Below are 17,063 nucleotides of genomic sequence, written 5' to 3'. Positions count from 1 at the left end.
GTGGACGGCACGCGGGCGCCGGTTCGAAGAACGTGACCCTCAGGGCCGAACTGGCCGACGCCAGCGGCAATTCGGTCACCCGGACCGTGGTGAACGCGTACGCGGTGCGTTGGCCACGCAGCCGGTCCGTCGGCCGATTTTTCCCGATGCCCCGTTTTCGTACGCCCCGGGAGGTGGACAATAAGGGCATGAGCCAGCAGGGGGAGAGGCCGCCTTCCGACGGCGACTGGTGGAGCCGGCTGTATGACGAGTCGGCACCGGATGCTGGGCCCGACGCTTCGGGCGACAGCCTCGACGACCGCTTCAACTCGGCGTCGCACACGGTGAGTTCGGGCGCAGGGGAGGGCGTCCCGCCGCGCGGTCCCACCGCCTGGTGGGAATCGGTCCCAGCGGCCCCAGCCCCACCGGACCTGCCGCCGGGCTGGGCCGGGGGACAGGATTCACCCCCCTTGGCGGGAGCCCCGGTCACCGCCCCGCCCGACCCCGCCGAACCGGAGAACCCCGCCGACTTCACCCCGCCGACCCGGCCCCGCACGGGTCATGTGGGTGACGGCCCCCCCACCTACGACGCCGAACCCACCGCACTGCCCACCGCCCACCCCACCGCCCTCGCAGAGCTGGTCGCCGACACCGTCCTCGACGGCGCCCGCTACGGCGCATACGTGCTGCGAGCCGCCTCCTCGCGGGGCGACTCCGCCCGCTACCGGGGCGAGCCGCGCCGCGACGCGCTGCTCACCGCACGGTTCGGCCACGGCGAGGACGCCCTGGTCCTGGTGGCCGTGGCCAGCGGGGCGCGGGCCACCGACGCCGCGCACCTCGCCGCCGCCGACGCCTGCCGCTGGATCGGCGGGGCCATAGGCCGCAGCCACCTCCGGCTCGGCGAGGACATCAGGGCGGGCCGGCGGGGCGACCTCAAGTCGGGGCTGCACCGGCTCACCGACCGCAGCTACGGAATGCTGCGGGCCCGCGCGGCCGAGCTCGGCGCGCAGCCCGAGGAGTACACCGCGAGCCTGCGCTGCCTGCTGCTCTCCGCCGACCCCGCCTGCCGCACCCGGGTGTTCTTCGGCGTCGGCCACGGCGGATTGTTCCGGCTGCGCGGCGGCGTCTGGCAGGACATAGAGCCCGCCGTGCCCGAGCCCGGGACCGTCGCCGGGGAGCCGGTGGTCGGCTTCGGCTCGGCGCCCGCCGAGACCGCGCAGGGCGACCGCCTGACCATGGACCTGGGCACCGTCGAGCCCGTACGCCCCTACATCGACCCGCCCCCGCCCCCAGGCGAACCGTTCCGCTTCCGGGCCTCGGTGGCCCGCCCCGGCGACACCCTCCTGCTGTGCAGCGGCGGGCTCGCCGAACCCCTGCTCGGCGAGCCCGCCCTCGCCAAGGAGCTGGCCGAACGCTGGGCCCGCCCCGAGCCGCCGGGCCTCGCCGGATTCCTCGCCGACGTACAGCTCAGGGTGAAGGGCTACGCCGACGACCGTACGGCTGTCGCAGTCTGGGAGGCGTAACCGCAGGGGCCATGGGTTGATGGACCCATGGCCAAGCAGAATGTTGCAGAGCAGTTCGTGGACATCCTCACCCGCGCGGGCGTCAAGCGGCTGTACGGAGTCGTCGGCGACAGTCTCAACCCCGTAGTCGACGCCATCCGCCGCAACTCCGCCATCGACTGGATCCAGGTCCGGCACGAGGAGGTCGCGGCCTTCGCGGCCGGTGCCGAGGCCCAGCTCACCGGGAAGCTGGCCGCGTGCGCCGGCTCGTGCGGGCCGGGCAACCTCCACCTCATCAACGGCCTGTACGACGCCCACCGCTCGATGGCCCCCGTCCTCGCCCTCGCCTCCCACATCCCGTCCTCCGAGATCGGCCTCGGATACTTCCAGGAGACCCACCCCGACCAGCTGTTCCGCGAGTGCTCCCACTACAGCGAGCTGATCTCCAACCCCCGGCAGATGCCCCGCGTGCTCCAGACCGCGATCCAGCACGCGATCGGCCGGGGCGGTGTCAGCGTCCTGTCGCTGCCCGGCGACATCGCCTCCGAACCGGCCCCCGACAAGGCGGTCGACCACGCCCTGGTGACGTCCCTGCCCTCGGTGCGCCCCGGCGACAGCGAGATCGGCAAACTCGCCGCGCTCATCGACGAGGCGGACCGGGTCACCCTGTTCTGCGGCAGCGGCACCGCCGGGGCGCACGCCGAGGTGATGGAGTTCGCCGAGCGGATCAAGTCGCCGGTCGGGCACGCGCTGCGCGGCAAGGAGTGGATCCAGTACGACAACCCGTACGACGTCGGCATGAGCGGACTGCTCGGGTACGGCGCCGCCTACGAGGCGACCCACGAGTGCGATCTGCTGATCCTGCTCGGCACCGACTTCCCCTACAACGCCTTCCTGCCCGACGACGTGAAGATCGTCCAGGTCGACGTACGCCCCGAACACCTCGGCCGCCGCTCGAAGCTGGACCTCGCGGTGTGGGGGGATGTGAAGGAGACCCTGCGGTGTCTGACGCCGCGCGTCCAGGCCAAGACGGACCGCCGGTTCCTGGACAAGATGCTGAAGAAGCACGCGGACGCGCTGGAGGGCGTCGTCAAGGCGTACACCCGCAAGGTGGAGAAGCACGTCCCGATCCACCCCGAGTACGTCGCCTCCGTCCTGGACGAACTCGCTGACGACGACGCCGTGTTCACCGTCGACACCGGTATGTGCAACGTCTGGGCGGCCCGCTACATCTCGCCCAACGGGAAGCGCCGGATCATCGGTTCGTTCAGCCACGGCTCGATGGCCAACGCCCTGCCGCAGGCCATCGGCGCCCAGTTCATCGACCGCGGGCGCCAGGTGGTCTCGATGTCCGGCGACGGCGGATTCGCCATGCTGATGGGTGACTTCCTCACCCTGGTCCAGTACGAGCTGCCCGTGAAGATCGTGCTCTTCAACAACTCCTCGCTGGGGATGGTCGAGTTGGAGATGCTGGTCGCCGGGCTGCCCTCGTACGGTACGACCAACCGCAACCCCGACTTCGCGGCGATCGCCCGCGCGGCCGGGGCGTACGGAGTGCGCGTCGAGAAGCCCAAGCAGCTCGCGGGCGCCCTGAAGGACGCCTTCAAGCACAAGGGTCCGGCCCTGGTCGACGTGGTCACCGACCCCAACGCGCTCTCCATCCCGCCGAAGATCAGCGCCGAGATGGTGTCCGGCTTCGCCCTGTCCGCCAGCAAGATCGTCCTGGACGGCGGAGTGGGCCGCATGCTCCAGATGGCCCGCTCCAACCTCCGCAATGTGCCTCGCCCTTAGTCCCTGCTCAGCCGCAGCGTCACGATCTGGAACGGGCGCAGTTCCAGGGCGATTCCGCCCACCGAGAGCGGGGCTTCGTCCAGCGGACGTTCCAGCAGATCGGTGAACTGCGCCCGTGTACACGGGAATCCGGGCCGCAGATTCGCCCGGACGCGTCCGCCGCCCGACTCGTAGAGACGTACCACCACATCGCCGCCTCGGTCCTCGGCGAGCTTCACCGCCTCGATCGTCACCGCCGGCGAATCCACCGTGACCAGCGGGGCGACCTCGGCGGCGGGTGCGATGCGCAGCGGCAGGTTCAGCGCCAGACCCGCCGCGACGGCATCGGTCACCTCCGCCCCCGGCAGCAGTGCGTAGGTGAAGCGGTGCCGGTCGACATCGGTCGCCGGGTCCGGACTGTGCGGCGCCCTGAGCAGCGTCAACCGCACGGTGGTGCCGAGCCCGGCGGCGTGCGGCACCCGGGTGACATCGTGTCCGTACGTCGAGTCGTTCAGGACGGCCACGCCGTACGACGGCTCGGCGACCCGCAGCCAGCGGTGCGCGCAGATCTCGAACCGGGCCGCGTCCCACCCCGTGTTGACGTGGGTGGCGCGGTGCACGTGGCCGAACTGGATCTCGGCGGTGGACCGTTCGGCGTGCACGTCGAGCGGAAAGGCCGCCTTGAGCACCTTCTCGGACTCGCGCCAGTCGACCTCGGTGACGATGTCGATGCGCGCGCTGCCGGACGTCATCCGGATCTCCTGCACGATCCGCGACGTGCCGAAGCTCCGCACCACCCGCACGGCCGCCCGCAGCGGGCCCCGCTCGACGAGCTCGACCGCGTCCGCACCGGTGAGATCGGTGTGCCGGCGCCGGTAGTGCCGGTCGATGTCCCAGGCGTCCCACTGATTGGGGTGGTCGGGGTGCAGCTGGAGGAGGTTGCCCCGGCTGCCGGGGGCGAGGACCTCACGGTCGGCGGCGAGATCGCGCACCGAGGCGAGAAGCCCCTCGCGATCGATGACCACTCGTACAACTCCGTTGTCCAGGAGGATATTTGAGCCGTCCTGACGGGTCGTCACTGGTGGAGTCGGGGGAGTCGTCGCCGTGACCGCCGTCGCCGCGAGCGGCTTGGCGTGGACGGCGAGGAGGGCTCGGCCCCCGGGCAGCGGCTGGCCGTCCGGAGCGTCCTGTGCCGCCGCCTCGACCACCTCGCAGCGCGCGTAGGGCGACGAGTTGAGCACCACCGTCCGCGCTCTCCCCAGGGCCGAGACGGCGCCCGCGATGATCCGTTCCAGCTCCTCGCGCACCCGGGCATACGTCTCCCGTGCCTCGCGGTGCACCCAGGCGATGGACGAACCGGGCAGGATGTCATGGAACTGATGCAGTAGCACCGTCTTCCACAATCGGTCGAGATCGTCGTACGGGACGCTGTACGCGGGGGAGTGCAGCGCCGCGGCCGTCACCCACAACTCGGCCTCGCGCAGCAGGTGTTCACTGCGCCGGTTGCCCTGCTTGGTCTTCGCCTGGGTGGTGTAGGTCGCCCGGTGCAGCTCCAGATACAGCTCGCCCGACCACACCGGCGCCTGTGCCCCGTACTCGGCCTCCGCGGCCGCGAAGAACGCCGACGGCTTCTCGACGGTGACCCGCGGCGAGCCCTCCAGATCGCGCAGCCGGCGCGCCTTCTCCAGCATCTCCCTGGTCGGCCCGCCCCCGCCGTCGCCCCAGCCGAACGGGACGAGCGAGGAGGTGGCGAGGCCCTTCTCGCTGAAGTTCCGTTCCGCGTGGGCGAGTTCGGCGCCGTGGAGCTGGGAGTTGTAGGTGTCCACGGGCGGGAAGTGGGTGAAGACGCGGGTGCCGTCGATGCCCTCCCACCAGAACGTGTGGTGCGGCATCCGGTTCGTCTGGTTCCAGGAGAGCTTCTGGCTGAGGAACCACTTCACCCCGGCCAGCTTCGCGAGCTGCGGGAACGCGGCGGTGTAGCCGAAGGAGTCGGGCAGCCAGATCTCCTCGGTCTCCACGCCGAGCTCCGCCAGGAAGAAGCGCTTGCCGTGCACGATCTGCCGGGCCAGCGCCTCACCGCCCGGCATGTTGGCGTCCGACTCCACCCACATCGAGCCGACCGGAGCCCAATTGCCGTCCTGTACCGCCTTTTTGATGCGGCGCCAGATGTGCGGCTGGTGGTCGCGCACCCAGGCGTACTGCTGGGCCTGGGAGCAGGCGAAGACCAGCTCGGGGTAGTCGGCGGCGAGCGCCGTCACATTGGCGAAGGTGCGCGCGGCCTTGCGGACCGTCTCGCGCAGCGGCCACAGCCACGCCGAGTCGATGTGGGCGTGGCCCGCCGCCGAGACCCGGTGGGCGCTGGGCGCCGCCGGACGGGACAGGACACCGGCCAGCTCGGCGCGCGCCGCCACCGCGGTGCCCGCCACATCGTGCAGGTCGAGGGCGTCCAGCATGCGTTCGAGGGCGCGCAGGATCTCGTGCCGCCGCGCCCGGTCGGCGGGCAGCTCGTGCATGAGCTCCGACAACACCTCGACGTCCAGCACCAGATGCCACACCTCGTGGTCGAGTACGGCGAGATCGGCAGCCGCGAATCGGTACATCGGCTGATGCCCCGCGGTCAGTACGTCCCCGAGGGGGGTCGGTTCGAAGTCGTGCAGCACCTCAGGATTCGCGGCCGCCTCAAGGAGCAGCGCGACCTCCTCGCCGCCCACCGCGGGCGCCGCCACCGGAATATGCCGGTTGCGGGGGTGGATGCCCTTCAGCGGGATCCCGGAGGCGTCGTACACCAGGCCCTCCGCCTGGAAGCCCGGACCCGCTCCGGTGAAACCGGGGTCGATGACCGCCTCGACCCTGCGTCCCGCCCACGCCTCGGGCACCCGCCCTTCGATCCGGAACCAGCTGGTCGACCATGGACGGCCCCACTCCGTACCGGCCGCGAACGGCTCGTATGCCGCAGTCAACGCCTCGGCGACGGGCACCGGCTCGCCCGGTGCGTGCCACGCGGCCAGGGTGAGCGGCACCCGGGCGGCGTACCGCGCCGGGCGGACGAACTGCCGCAGGGCCCGCTCCAGACGGCCCTCCACCAGTGATCGGTCGTCATGCATCGCGACTCCTCAGCTCTCCCCCAAGGGTTTCCCTTTCGGTCCTTGAGGAATCACCATGCGTGACGGCGCCGGGTCGGGGCATGCATCCCGTGTGCATGTTCGAGCGAGGAAGGTCGTCACAACGTGCAGGTGGGGGTTATGACAGGGCATCAGGCAGGACTCGGCCCCGCGGGGAGCGGGCCCGTCCGGACACCTGATGCGCCGCAGACGGACCAGCGTCTGCTGCGCAGGAGAGTGGGGCACGCGGATCTGAGCGCGGTACACGAAATCCGTCGCGAGCTACGGGAACTTCTCGGGCCGTCGCGGCATTCGGGGGCGTTGGACGTGGCGGAGCTGCTCACCAGTGAACTGGTGACCAATGCGCTCGTCCACACCGATCACGGAGCGGTGGTGACGGCCACCGTCGGGGAAGCCGGGCTGCGCGTGGAGGTGCGGGACTTCGTGGCCGCGCTGCCCACACCGCACGCACCGTCCGCCGACGACGGTACGCACGGCAGGGGGCTGCTGCTCGTCCAGGCACTCGCCGACGCCTGGGGCGTGCACGAGCACGGCATGGGGAAGGTCGTCTGGTTCGAGCTGGGGAAGGGAACGACGCCCTAGGGGGTGTCCCCCCCGGCCCCTGAACACGCGGCGGCACGCACACGGCGCTATCCGAACTGCTGCTCAAGGTCCTTCAGCTTGCGCTCCAGGGAGTCGAGCCTGGGCAACGCCTGGGTGTCGTCCTCGGCGGTGAGGTCCACGGTCCTGGCCGCCGAGGCCTCAGCGGTGACGGCCAGGAGGGAGGGCCGGTTTCGCACGGGCAGCTGTCCTGGCTCGGCTATGGCCGGCTCCGCGACAGCCTTGGGCTGCGCGGAGCCAGTGCCGGGGCCGATTCCCTGGACGTCGACCTGGCGGCCGCCGGTCCTGCCGCGCCCCCAGGCGCGGTTCTGCCGGCTGAGCGCCTTGAAGTGGGCCCGGTCCAGCTTCTCCTGGTCGCGCCTGCGGAGCTTGTTCGCCTCTTTGGCCCGCCGGTCCTCACGCACCTCGTCGACCGCTTCGTCCAGCGTGCGCACCCCCTCCAGGAGCATCAGCGACCAGGCGCCGAACGTCTCCCTGGGGGCCCGCAGCCACCGTACGATCCGGATCTGCGGCAGCGGCCTGGGCACCAGGCCCTGTTCGCGCAGGGCCGCGCGGCGGGTCTGCTTCAGTGCGCGGTCGAAGAGCACCGCCGCCGAGAGCGACATCCCGGCGAAGAACTGCGGGGCGCCCGCGTGGTCCGCGCCGCGCGGGGCGTGCACCCAGTTGAACCAGGCCGCCGCGCCCGCGAAGGTCCACACGAGCAGGCGCGAGCCGAGCGCCGCGTCACCGTGGCTGGCCTCGCGCACCGCGAGTACGGAGCAGAACATGGCCGCGCCGTCGAGGCCGAACGGGACCAGGTACTCCCAGCCGTCCGTCAGATTGAGGTTCTGCCGGCCGAAGCCGACCAGGCCGTGGAAGGAGAGCGCGGCGGCCACGGCCGCACAGCAGAACAGGAGCACGTAGGAGGCGGTGCCGTACACCGCCTCTTTCCTTCTGCGGCGCTCCTCACTGCGTTCCCAGGAGTCGTCGCCAGAGGCATTGTCACCGGCGCGCTTGCCGCGCGCGAGCACCACCAAAGCCACGACGACCCCCACGATCATCACGCCGCCCGGAAGCAGCCAGTCCAGCGATATGTCGGTCAGTCGCATGCCGTGTCAGTCCCTTGAATCGCTTAGGGCGTATCGGCCGCCATACTGCTCCTGCCGTACGGGACGGCAGGGGGTTTCGGGGCAAGAGAGGGCCAACAGCGGCCGAGGGCAGTCAAATAGGGGGCATTCGCTCGAACTGCCGTGCCCGGCGCGCGAGTTGGGTTCGACTGGCGCTCACCTGGACGGGTGGCATGGATTTCAGGACGCGGTGCTGAGCTTCATCACGCGGTCGGCGTCGCAGGTCCGCGGACAGGTGACGCAGGTGTCCTCGGGGCGCACGGTGTAGAAGAGGCAGCAGCTCGCCCGGTCCCGGGTCGGCAGCGGCCGCCCGTCGGGCCCGGTCAGCTCGCGGAAACCGGGCCTGCCCACATAGGGCTTCGCGGTGCCGGGCAGCAGCGCGTCGAGTTCGGCCATCGCGCGCGGCTCCTCGCCGAGCAGAGCGCCGACGTACCAGAGCCCCTCGACGATCTCGTCCGTCGCCATGCCCCACAGTGCCCGCTTGCCGCGCCGCATCCGCGGCCCGAAACCGTCCAGGACCGGCCCGAGGTGCTCGGCCACCGCGGCCCGCACCTCGCCGCGCAGCGCCTCCTCGTCCGGTACGACGCGGGCGCCGGGCAGTCCGGCCGCCGGATCGTCCGGCAGGCACGCGAACTCCCGTACCCGTACGGTCATGTGGCCGCGCGCCCGCTGGAACGCCACGTCGGCGACCGGTACCCGCGGCACCCGCCGCCGCAGGAACCAGGGCGCCGTCACGAGAAGACAGGCGGGCCAGGCGTAGCGGTGGAAGCCGAAGGAGGCGATGACGTCGGGGCGCGCCTGGTGGCCGTAGTCCCGCAGGACCTGCGCGTCGTCCCAGGCCAGAAAGGCGTCGAGGGCCGTGCCGCCCGCCGCGAGCTCCGCCGCGCCGACCCAGCCCGCACCCATGGGCGTCTGCTCCGCCGGTGCCAGCTCCGTGATCCGCAGCGCGGGGAACACCTCGGCGAGACGGGCGTAGGAGCCCTGGACGGGGCTCGGCGCGGGGCTGGGCAGCAAGGCGGAGACGGTCATGCGGGACCACCGAATCACGATCGTTGGCAGGTAAGGCTTACCTTAGCGGACATCGGCGATGTTTGAACTCGCGCTTTGTCCGCCTATGGTCTGTGTGGGGCGGACGGAGCCGTAGGAGGCAGGGGTGGAGCAGGGCAGAGCGTGCGAGGCGTTGGTGCCTGAGTCCGGGGCGTCCCGCGTGCCGGAACAGGCCAGGGGCGCCGCCCCCGTCGGCGACGCCCGCGGCGAGCACACCCACAGCGAGCCGCCGCCGCCCCGCACCGTCCACCGCCACTCGGTGCGCGGTCAGGTCCTGGCCGCGCTGCGCACCGCCCTGGTCGACGGCGAACTGGTGCCCGGCGAGGTGTATTCGGCGCCGGTGCTCGCCGAGCGGTTCGGGGTCTCCGCGACGCCCGTGCGCGAGGCGATGCAGCAGCTCAGCATCGAGGGCGCCGTCGAGGTCGTACCCAACCGGGGCTTCAGGGTCACCGCACGCAGCCCGCGCGAGCTGGCGGAGCTCGCCGAGGTGCGGGCCATGATCGAGGTTCCGGTGATGCTGCGGCTGGCCCGTACCGTGCCGGTGGGCCGCTGGGCCGAACTGCGCCCGCTCGCCGAGGCCACCACCGTGGCCGCCGCGACCGGCGACCGGGCCGGCTACGCCGAGTGCGACCGGGCCTTCCACCGGGCGGTCCTCGCCCTGTCGGGCAACGAGCAGCTCGTCCAGGTCGCCGACGATCTGCACCGGCGCTCGCAGTGGCCGCTGACCGCGGCGCCGGTCGCCCGCCGCGCCGACCTGATCGCCGACGCGGCGGAACACCTGGCCCTGCTCGACGCGCTGTGCGCCCGCGACCTCCCGGTCGTCCAGTCACTGGTACGGGAACACTTCACGGGATCCGCACTCTGAGCGTCTGCCGCCGATCCCCGAGCGGTCAGGCCAACTCCCTTGCGGGAGAGGCCTGTTCGTGGATCTGAGGCATCGTCACATCGCTGCCGCGGGCGGCGCCGCCTCCAAACGGGCCGCCAGCCATGTCGGGACCTTGAGGAGGCGGACGAGGCGGGCCGCCTCCGTGCGCAGGCGCGTCGCGACCGGCTCCTCCTCGCTGTCGGCCAGCGCGGCCAGGGCCGGGGCCGTACCGATGAGGTAGCCGAGCTCCTCGCGGATGCGCAGGGACTCCGAGAAGCCGTGCCGTGCCTGAGCCAACTCGCCGTCGCGCAGGGCGAGTCCGGCCAGGTGGCGCCAGGTGAAGGAGAGCAGCAGCGTGTCGCCGTGCTCGGCGGCACCCTCGTGGGCGCGCTGGTAGGCGGCGCGGGCCGCCTGGGGAGCGTCGGCCACGTTCTCGGCGAGCAGCCCGCGCCGGAAGTCGAGCAGCGCCCTCTCGCGCCCGGTGGGGGCGGTCAGCGCGGCGGCCCGGCCGAGCGCCGAGCGTGCCTCGTCCGCCCGGTCCCGTACCCCGAACAGCGTTGCGGCGTAAGCGAGATAGCCCCGCTCGCAGGCGGCGGCGCCGCGCTCCTCGTCGCTCTGGGCGACCGCCTCGGCGGCGCGCAGCGCCTCGTCGGCCTCCGCCCAGCCGGACTCCGTGTACACACAGCGCTCGGTCAGCAGGGCGGTGCGCTGGAGCGCGCCGGCCGGTGCCGCCGCGTGCGGTTCGAGCAGGGCGGCGGCGTCCGTCCAGCAGCCGCGCGAGCGCAGCCGCCATACCGCGGTCTGGAGCGGATCCCCGTCATCTGCAGTCGTTCCGGAACCAGACATGGCGGTATGCGCCACGTTGCCCTCCCCGAGCGCGCCATTGAGCTGTTGAGTCGATTCCGCATCTCAGCACGGAATGGCACGCCGGGCCAAGGGGGGTGCGTGAATCAGTTCACAATCGTCCGAGCCCGACTCGAATCGACTGTCAGCTCATACGAAGCGCCAGGAAGAAGTCCAGCTTGTCCTCAAGCCGGGACAGGTCACGGGCCGTCAACTGCTCGATCCTGCCCACCCGGTAGCGCAGCGTGTTGACGTGGAGGTGCAGCCGGGTGGCGCACCGCGTCCACGATCCGTCGCAGTCCAGGAAGGCCTCCAGGGTCGGGATGAGCTCGGCCCGGTGCCGGCGGTCGTAGTCGCGCAGCGGGTCGAGGAGGCGGGCCGTGAAGGCGCGGCGCACGTCGTCCGGCACGAAGGGCAGCAGCAGTACGTGCGAGGCCAGCTCGTGGTGGCCGGCCGCGCACACCCGGCCGGGGCGGGCGGCGGCGACCCGGCGGGCGTGCCGGGCCTCCTCCAGGGCGCCGCGCAGCCCCTCGGCGGAGTGCACCGCGGCGCTGACCCCCAGTGTCAGCCGGCCGTCGTCGGCGAGGCCCGCCGAGAGCGGTGCGCGCACGGCCGTCAGCAGCGCGTCGGCGTGCAGCCCGCCCTCCGGGCTCTCGGCGGCGACCGAGGGCAGCGGCACCAGGGCGATCGCCTCGTCGCCCGCGTGGGCCACCGCGATCCGGTCCGAGGACTCCGAGCCGATCACCGCGGGGTCGACCAGGATCTCCTCCAGGAGCGACTGGGCGACCGGTCCGGCCGCGATCTCCGCGCCGCCGTCGCGCTCCCAGTCCACCCGGGCCACCACGACCTGCCAGTGCGGCGCCGAGCCGAGGCCGGGCAGCAGCACCGGGGCCGCGACCCTGAGGCGGGCCGCGATCTCGGCGGGCGCGGCGCCGGTCTGCACCAGCTCCAGGACCTCCTGGGCGAGTCTGCGGCGCACCGCGCGGGCCGCGTCGCGCCGGTCGCGCTCCACCGCGATCAGCTGGGTGACGCCCTGGAGGAGGTCGAGCCGGGCCGCGGGCCAGTCGCTAGCGTCCGCCTCCACGGCGAGCAGCCAGTCCGAAAGCACCGTCTCGCGCACGTCGCGGGCGGCGGGCGCCGCGCCGCGTCCGTTGTTGCGGATCGGGAACAGCGAGTAGGTCACGCCGTCGACGGTGGCCCGGTGCGGGCCCCGGCGTCCGGTGCGGGTCGCGCCCAGGTGCTCGGCGGCCAGCGCGGCGCCGGTCTCCGGGGCCAGCGCGTCGCCCGCGCCCGCGATCTGGCGGCCGGTGGGGGAGAGCACCCAGGCCCGGAGGTCCAAGTCGGAGCCGAGCAGGTCGAGGACCACCTCGGGGCCGCCCCCCGCCGGGCCGGAGGTCATGAGCCTGCGGTGGCGGTCCACCACCGCGGCGAGGTCGCCCGCACGTTCGCCCGAGACCTGGCGCACCACGTGCTCGGTGATGGTTGCGAACGCGACCGACTCGTTCACCGCGAACAGCGGGAGGCGGTGACGAGAACAAGCCATCACGAGATCGTCCGGGATCGCGCCGAGCTCGGCCTCGCCGGCCGCCAGGCCCGCCACGCCGGCACCCGCGAGGATGCGTACGAATGGCTCGGAATCTTCGGCGTCCCGCCGCCAGGCGAGGCCGGTCAGGACGAGCTCGCCGCCCGCGAGATAGCGGCTGGGATCCCGCAGATCCGTGGTCATCACCCCACGTACCGTGCGGTCCAGCTCGTCCTCGCCGCCGAGCAGCCGCAGCCCCAGCGCCTCGGTCTCCAGAAGTGCGCGCAGCCGCATCGCGTGTCGCCGCCGATCTGTCTTGATGTTGCCGTTGGAAAGCGGTGAGGTAACGGAGCACCGCCTTTCATACGAATCTACAAGACGTGAGCGGAGACCAGCCAACTCCTTCATGGTTTCAGTGACTGCACCCGCGGCAGCCCGGCTTGTGTACTGATTTCACAACGCGTTAACAGCACGTGAACGACCGAGATGTCGAGGGCCTGCCGTCCCCGGGACCCGCGCGAACGACCCCGAATTTGAGAAGAAGAGAGCCACTCATGGACTTCCTTCGCCCCGCCAGCTGGGAGGAGGCGCTCGCCGCCAAGGCAGCGCACCCCACCGCTGTGCCCATTGCGGGTGGCACCGATGTGATGGTCGAGATCAACTTCGACCACCGCCGGCCCGAGTACCTCCTGGACCTGAATCGCATCGGGCTGCTCAGCGAGTGGGAGGTCGGCGAGGAGAACGTCATTCTGGGCGCCTCCGTCCCGTACACCCAGATCATGGAGAACCTGCGCGCAGAGCTCCCCGGCCTCGCGCTGGCCTCGCACACCGTCGCCTCCCCGCAGATCCGCAACCGCGGTGGCGTCGGCGGCAACCTCGGCACCGCCTCCCCGGCCGGCGACGCGCACCCGGCGCTGCTCGCGGCCGACTGCGAGGTCGAGGTCGAGTCGCAGGCACGCGGCGTCCGGCTCATCCCGATCGACGCGTTCTACACGGGCGTCAAGCGCAACGCGATGCAGCCCGACGAGCTGATCAAGTCCGTGCACATCAAGAAGGCGGACGGCCCCCAGCAGTACTCCAAGGTCGGCACCCGCAACGCCATGGTCATCGCGGTCTGCGCCTTCGGCATCGCCCTGCACCCCGAGACCCGTACGGTCCGGACCGGCATCGGCTCCGCCGCTCCGACCCCCGTTCGGGCCAAGGCCGCCGAGGAATTCCTGAACGCCGCGCTAGAAGAGGGCGGGTTCTGGGAGAGCGGCAAGATCATCACCCCCTCGATCGCCAAGCAGTTCGCGGAGCTCGCCTCCGGCGCCTGCAACCCGATCGACGACGTACGAGGCACCGCGAAGTACCGCCGGCACGCAGTCGGCATCATGGCCCGCCGCACGCTCGGCTGGACCTGGGAGCAGTACCGCGGCACCGGCAACACCCTTGAAGGAGCTGCATAACCATGCGCGTGAATTTCACGGTCAATGGCCGCAAGCAGGAAGCCGACGACGTCTGGGAGGGCGAGAGCCTTCTCTACGTGCTGCGTGAGCGCATGGGTCTTCCGGGTTCGAAGAACGCCTGCGAGCAGGGCGAGTGCGGTTCCTGCACGGTCCGCCTGGACGGCGTTCCGGTGTGTTCCTGCCTGGTCGCGGCCGGTCAGGTCGAGGGCCGCGAGGTCGTCACCGTCGAGGGCCTGGCCGACTACGCCAAGCACCGCGAGGACAGCCACCCCGGCGGCGGCTGCGCCTCCGGAGCCTGCGGTACGTCCATCGACGCCGCCCAGCGCTGGCAGGCCAAGCCCGCCGACAGCCAGACTGGAGGGGCGGGCAGCGACCCGCTGGCCCTCTCGCCGATCCAGCAGGCCTTCATCGACGCCGGCGCCGTGCAGTGCGGTTTCTGCACCCCCGGCCTCCTGGTCGCCGCCGACGAGCTCCTGGAGCGGAACGCCGAGCCGTCCGACCAGGACATCCGTGAGGCGCTCTCCGGCAACCTCTGCCGCTGCACCGGTTACGAGAAGATCCTCGACGCGGTCCGCCTCGCGGCCGCCCGTCAGGAAGAGGCGGTCTGACGATCATGGCCACCACTGGTACTCCCACCAACATCACCCAGGGTTCCAAGACCAAGGGCGGCATCGGCGAGTCGACGCTGCGCCCGGACGGCACCCTCAAGGTCACCGGCGAGTTCGCGTACTCCTCGGACATGTGGCACGAGGACATGCTCTGGGGCCAGACGCTCCGGTCCACCGTCGCGCACGCCGAGATCAAGTCGATCGACATCTCCGAGGCCGTCGCGATGCCCGGCGTCTACGCCGTGCTGACCTACGACGACCTGCCCACCGAGGTGAAGAACTACGGCCTGGAGATCCAGGACACCCCGGTTCTCGCCCACGGCAAGGTCCGCCACCACGGCGAGCCGGTGGCGCTCGTGGCCGCCGACCACCCGGAGACCGCGCGCCGCGCCGCCGCCAAGATCAAGATCGAGTACGTCGAGCTGCCGGTCATCACGGACGAGGCGTCCGCGACCGCCCCCGACGCGGTCCTGGTCCACGAGGGCCGCGACGACCACCACATCGGCCACGTCCCGCACCCGAACATCGTGCACCGCCAGCCGATCGTCCGCGGCAACGCCGACGAGGCCGCCAAGAAGGCCGACGTCATCGTCAAGGGCGAGTACACCTTCGGCATGCAGGACCAAGCCTTCCTCGGCCCCGAGTCCGGCCTCGCCGTGCCCTCCGAGGACGGCGGCGTCGAGCTGTACGTCGCCACCCAGTGGCTGCACTCGGACCTCAAGCAGATCGCCCCCGTCCTCGGCCTGCCCGAGGAGAAGGTGCGCATGACGCTATCCGGCGTCGGCGGTGCCTTCGGCGGTCGCGAGGACATCTCGATGCAGATCCACGCCTGCCTCCTCGCGCTGCGCACCGGCAAGCCGGTCAAGATCGTCTACAACCGGTTCGAGTCCTTCTTCGGGCACGTCCACCGGCACCCGGCGAAGCTCTACTACGAGCACGGCGCCACCAAGGACGGCAAGCTCACGCACATGAAGTGCAAGATCGTCCTGGACGGCGGCGCCTACGCGTCGGCCTCCCCGGCGGTCGTCGGCAACGCCTCGTCCCTCAGCGTCGGCCCGTACGTCATCGACGACGTCGACATCGAGGCGATCGCGCTCTACACCAACAACCCGCCCTGCGGCGCCATGCGCGGCTTCGGCGCGGTGCAGGCGTGCTTCGCCTACGAGGCCCAGATGGACAAGCTGGCCGCGAAGCTGGGCATCGACCCGGTCGAGTTCCGCCAGATGAACGCCATGGAGCAGGGCACGATCATGCCGACCGGCCAGCCGGTCGACTCGCCCGCCCCGGTCGCCGAGCTGCTCCGCCGCATCAAGGCGCGCCCGCTGCCGCCCGAGCAGCAGTGGCTGACCGCCGGCGAGCAGGCCGATGTGCGCGCGCTGCCCGGCGGTCTGTCCAACACCACGCACGGCGAGGGTGTCGTACGGGGTGTCGGCTACGCGGTCGGCATCAAGAACGTCGGCTTCTCCGAGGGCTTCGACGACTACTCCACCGCCAAGGTGCGCATGGAGGTCATCAACGGTGAGCCGGTCGCGACCGTGCACACCGCGATGGCGGAGGTCGGCCAGGGCGGTGTCACCGTCCACGCGCAGATCGCCCGCACCGAGCTCGGCGTCACGCAGGTGACCATCCACCCGGCCGACACCCAGGTCGGCTCGGCCGGTTCGACGTCCGCCTCCCGTCAGACGTACGTCACCGGCGGTGCGGTCAAGCACACCTGCGAGAACGTCCGCGAGGCCGTCCTGGCGATCGGCCGGCGCAAGTTCGGCTCGTACCACCCGGCCTGGGCCACCGCCGAACTCCTCCTGGAGGGCGGCAAGGTCGTCACCGACGGCGGCGAGATCCTCGCGGATCTGGTCGACGTCCTGGAGGACGAGGTCGTGGAGCTGGAGCTGGAGTGGCGCCACCGGGCCACCGAGGCCTTCGACCTGCACACCGGCCAGGGCAACGGCCACGTCCAGTACTCGTTCGCCGCGCACCGCGCGGTGGTCGAGGTGGACACCGAGCTCGGCCTCGTCAAGGTCGTCGAGCTGTCGGTCGCCCAGGACGTCGGCAAGGCGCTCAACCCGCTGTCCGTCGTCGGCCAGATCCAGGGTGGCACCACCCAGGGCCTGGGCGTGGCGGTCATGGAGGAGATCATCGTGGACCCGAAGACCGCGAAGGTGCGCAACCCCTCCTTCACGGACTACCTGATCCCCACCATCCTCGACACGCCGACGATCCCCGTCGACGTGCTCGAACTGGCCGATGAGCACGCGCCGTACGGCCTGCGCGGCATCGGCGAGGCCCCGACCCTCTCCTCGACTCCGGCCGTCCTCGCGGCGATCCGGAACGCGACGGGTCTGGAGCTGAACAGGACCCCGGTCCGCCCCGAGCACCTCACGGGCACCGGAGCCTGATCCCCAAGCCCTCCGGGCGGTGTGTGCCTCCCAGGAACGTCACACTTCCGACCGCCCGCACCGCCCGGAGCAAACAAGCAGCCGCACCGCTCGCGGACCCGCTTCACAGCAGTACCAGCACCACATGTCCTACCTGAGCAACACCAGCAACACCCGTAGCAATCTGCACTGCGGTACCGATGCCGGTACCCCCGCAGCAAGCAGACACCGTTCGTCTCGGGCCGTCCCCCGGGTCGTGCAGCCCACGCACCATCC

Annotated in this window: 12 protein-coding genes; 7 read left to right on the top strand and 5 right to left on the bottom strand. The window is 71.6% G+C overall.

Features of this window, described 5'->3' with window-relative positions; all coding sequences use genetic code 11:
- Positions 1-188: 188 nt before the first annotated feature.
- Positions 189-1,502, top strand: coding sequence for a protein phosphatase 2C domain-containing protein (locus tag ACIQ8J_RS27620; RefSeq protein WP_403276931.1), 1,314 nt, complete (start codon positions 189-191; stop codon positions 1,500-1,502).
- Positions 1,503-1,529: 27 nt separating this feature from the next.
- Positions 1,530-3,272 (top strand): pyruvate dehydrogenase, encoded by a 1,743-nt coding sequence (locus ACIQ8J_RS27615; protein ID WP_403276930.1) that lies wholly within the window; start codon positions 1,530-1,532, stop codon positions 3,270-3,272.
- Here ACIQ8J_RS27615 and ACIQ8J_RS27610 read toward each other — a convergent pair.
- On the bottom strand, positions 3,269-6,355 hold the full coding sequence (locus ACIQ8J_RS27610) for an alpha-mannosidase (protein WP_403276929.1): 3,087 nt from the start codon (positions 6,353-6,355) through the stop codon (positions 3,269-3,271). The genes ACIQ8J_RS27615 and ACIQ8J_RS27610 overlap by 4 nt on opposite strands.
- Before the next feature lie 138 nt (positions 6,356-6,493).
- Here ACIQ8J_RS27610 and ACIQ8J_RS27605 point away from each other — a divergent pair, with 138 nt between their 5' ends.
- Positions 6,494-6,955, top strand: a complete 462-nt coding sequence (locus ACIQ8J_RS27605) for an ATP-binding protein (protein WP_403276927.1) — start codon at positions 6,494-6,496, stop codon at positions 6,953-6,955.
- 47 nt (positions 6,956-7,002) lie between these two features.
- Here ACIQ8J_RS27605 and ACIQ8J_RS27600 read toward each other — a convergent pair whose 3' ends face one another.
- Both ACIQ8J_RS27600 and ACIQ8J_RS27595 read right to left on the bottom strand, forming a co-directional pair.
- Positions 7,003-8,061 carry a DUF2637 domain-containing protein gene (locus tag ACIQ8J_RS27600; RefSeq protein ID WP_403276926.1) on the bottom strand — a complete coding sequence of 353 codons (1,059 nt, stop codon included), beginning with the start codon at positions 8,059-8,061 and terminating at the stop codon, positions 7,003-7,005.
- Between the two features lie 198 nt (positions 8,062-8,259).
- Entirely contained in the window at positions 8,260-9,108 is an 849-nt protein-coding gene (locus ACIQ8J_RS27595; RefSeq protein ID WP_403276924.1) for a (2Fe-2S)-binding protein, read from the bottom strand.
- A gap of 124 nt (positions 9,109-9,232) precedes the next feature.
- Between ACIQ8J_RS27595 and ACIQ8J_RS27590 the strand changes: the two genes are divergently transcribed.
- Positions 9,233-9,991, top strand: coding sequence for a GntR family transcriptional regulator (locus ACIQ8J_RS27590; protein ID WP_403276923.1), 759 nt, complete (start codon positions 9,233-9,235; stop codon positions 9,989-9,991).
- A gap of 75 nt (positions 9,992-10,066) precedes the next feature.
- Here the strand turns inward: ACIQ8J_RS27590 and ACIQ8J_RS27585 are convergent, their stop codons facing one another.
- Both ACIQ8J_RS27585 and ACIQ8J_RS27580 read right to left on the bottom strand, forming a co-directional pair.
- Positions 10,067-10,852 (bottom strand): hypothetical protein, encoded by a 786-nt coding sequence (locus tag ACIQ8J_RS27585; RefSeq protein ID WP_403276922.1) that lies wholly within the window; start codon positions 10,850-10,852, stop codon positions 10,067-10,069.
- Between the two features lie 127 nt (positions 10,853-10,979).
- The gene (locus ACIQ8J_RS27580; protein ID WP_403276921.1) at positions 10,980-12,650 is read right to left on the bottom strand and encodes a PucR family transcriptional regulator; all 1,671 of its coding nucleotides are present in this window, start codon (positions 12,648-12,650) and stop codon (positions 10,980-10,982) included.
- Positions 12,651-12,910: 260 nt separating this feature from the next.
- Between ACIQ8J_RS27580 and ACIQ8J_RS27575 the strand changes: the two genes are divergently transcribed.
- Genes ACIQ8J_RS27575 through ACIQ8J_RS27565 form a run of 3 tightly spaced genes read left to right on the top strand, consistent with a single transcriptional unit; the run spans position 12,911 to position 16,808 of the window.
- Positions 12,911-13,804, top strand: coding sequence for an FAD binding domain-containing protein (locus ACIQ8J_RS27575; protein WP_403276920.1), 894 nt, complete (start codon positions 12,911-12,913; stop codon positions 13,802-13,804).
- Positions 13,805-13,806: 2 nt separating this feature from the next.
- Entirely contained in the window at positions 13,807-14,412 is a 606-nt protein-coding gene (locus ACIQ8J_RS27570) for a (2Fe-2S)-binding protein (RefSeq protein ID WP_403276918.1), read from the top strand.
- Between the two features lie 5 nt (positions 14,413-14,417).
- Positions 14,418-16,808 (top strand): xanthine dehydrogenase family protein molybdopterin-binding subunit, encoded by a 2,391-nt coding sequence (locus ACIQ8J_RS27565; protein WP_403276917.1) that lies wholly within the window; start codon positions 14,418-14,420, stop codon positions 16,806-16,808.
- Positions 16,809-17,063 lie beyond the last annotated feature (255 nt).

It is taken from the genome of Streptomyces sp. NPDC094147 (assembly GCF_044764265.1).
Taxonomy (GTDB): domain Bacteria; phylum Actinomycetota; class Actinomycetes; order Streptomycetales; family Streptomycetaceae; genus Streptomyces.
Note: the sequence above shows the minus strand (reverse complement) of the source record. Positions and strands in the feature narration are given on the sequence as shown.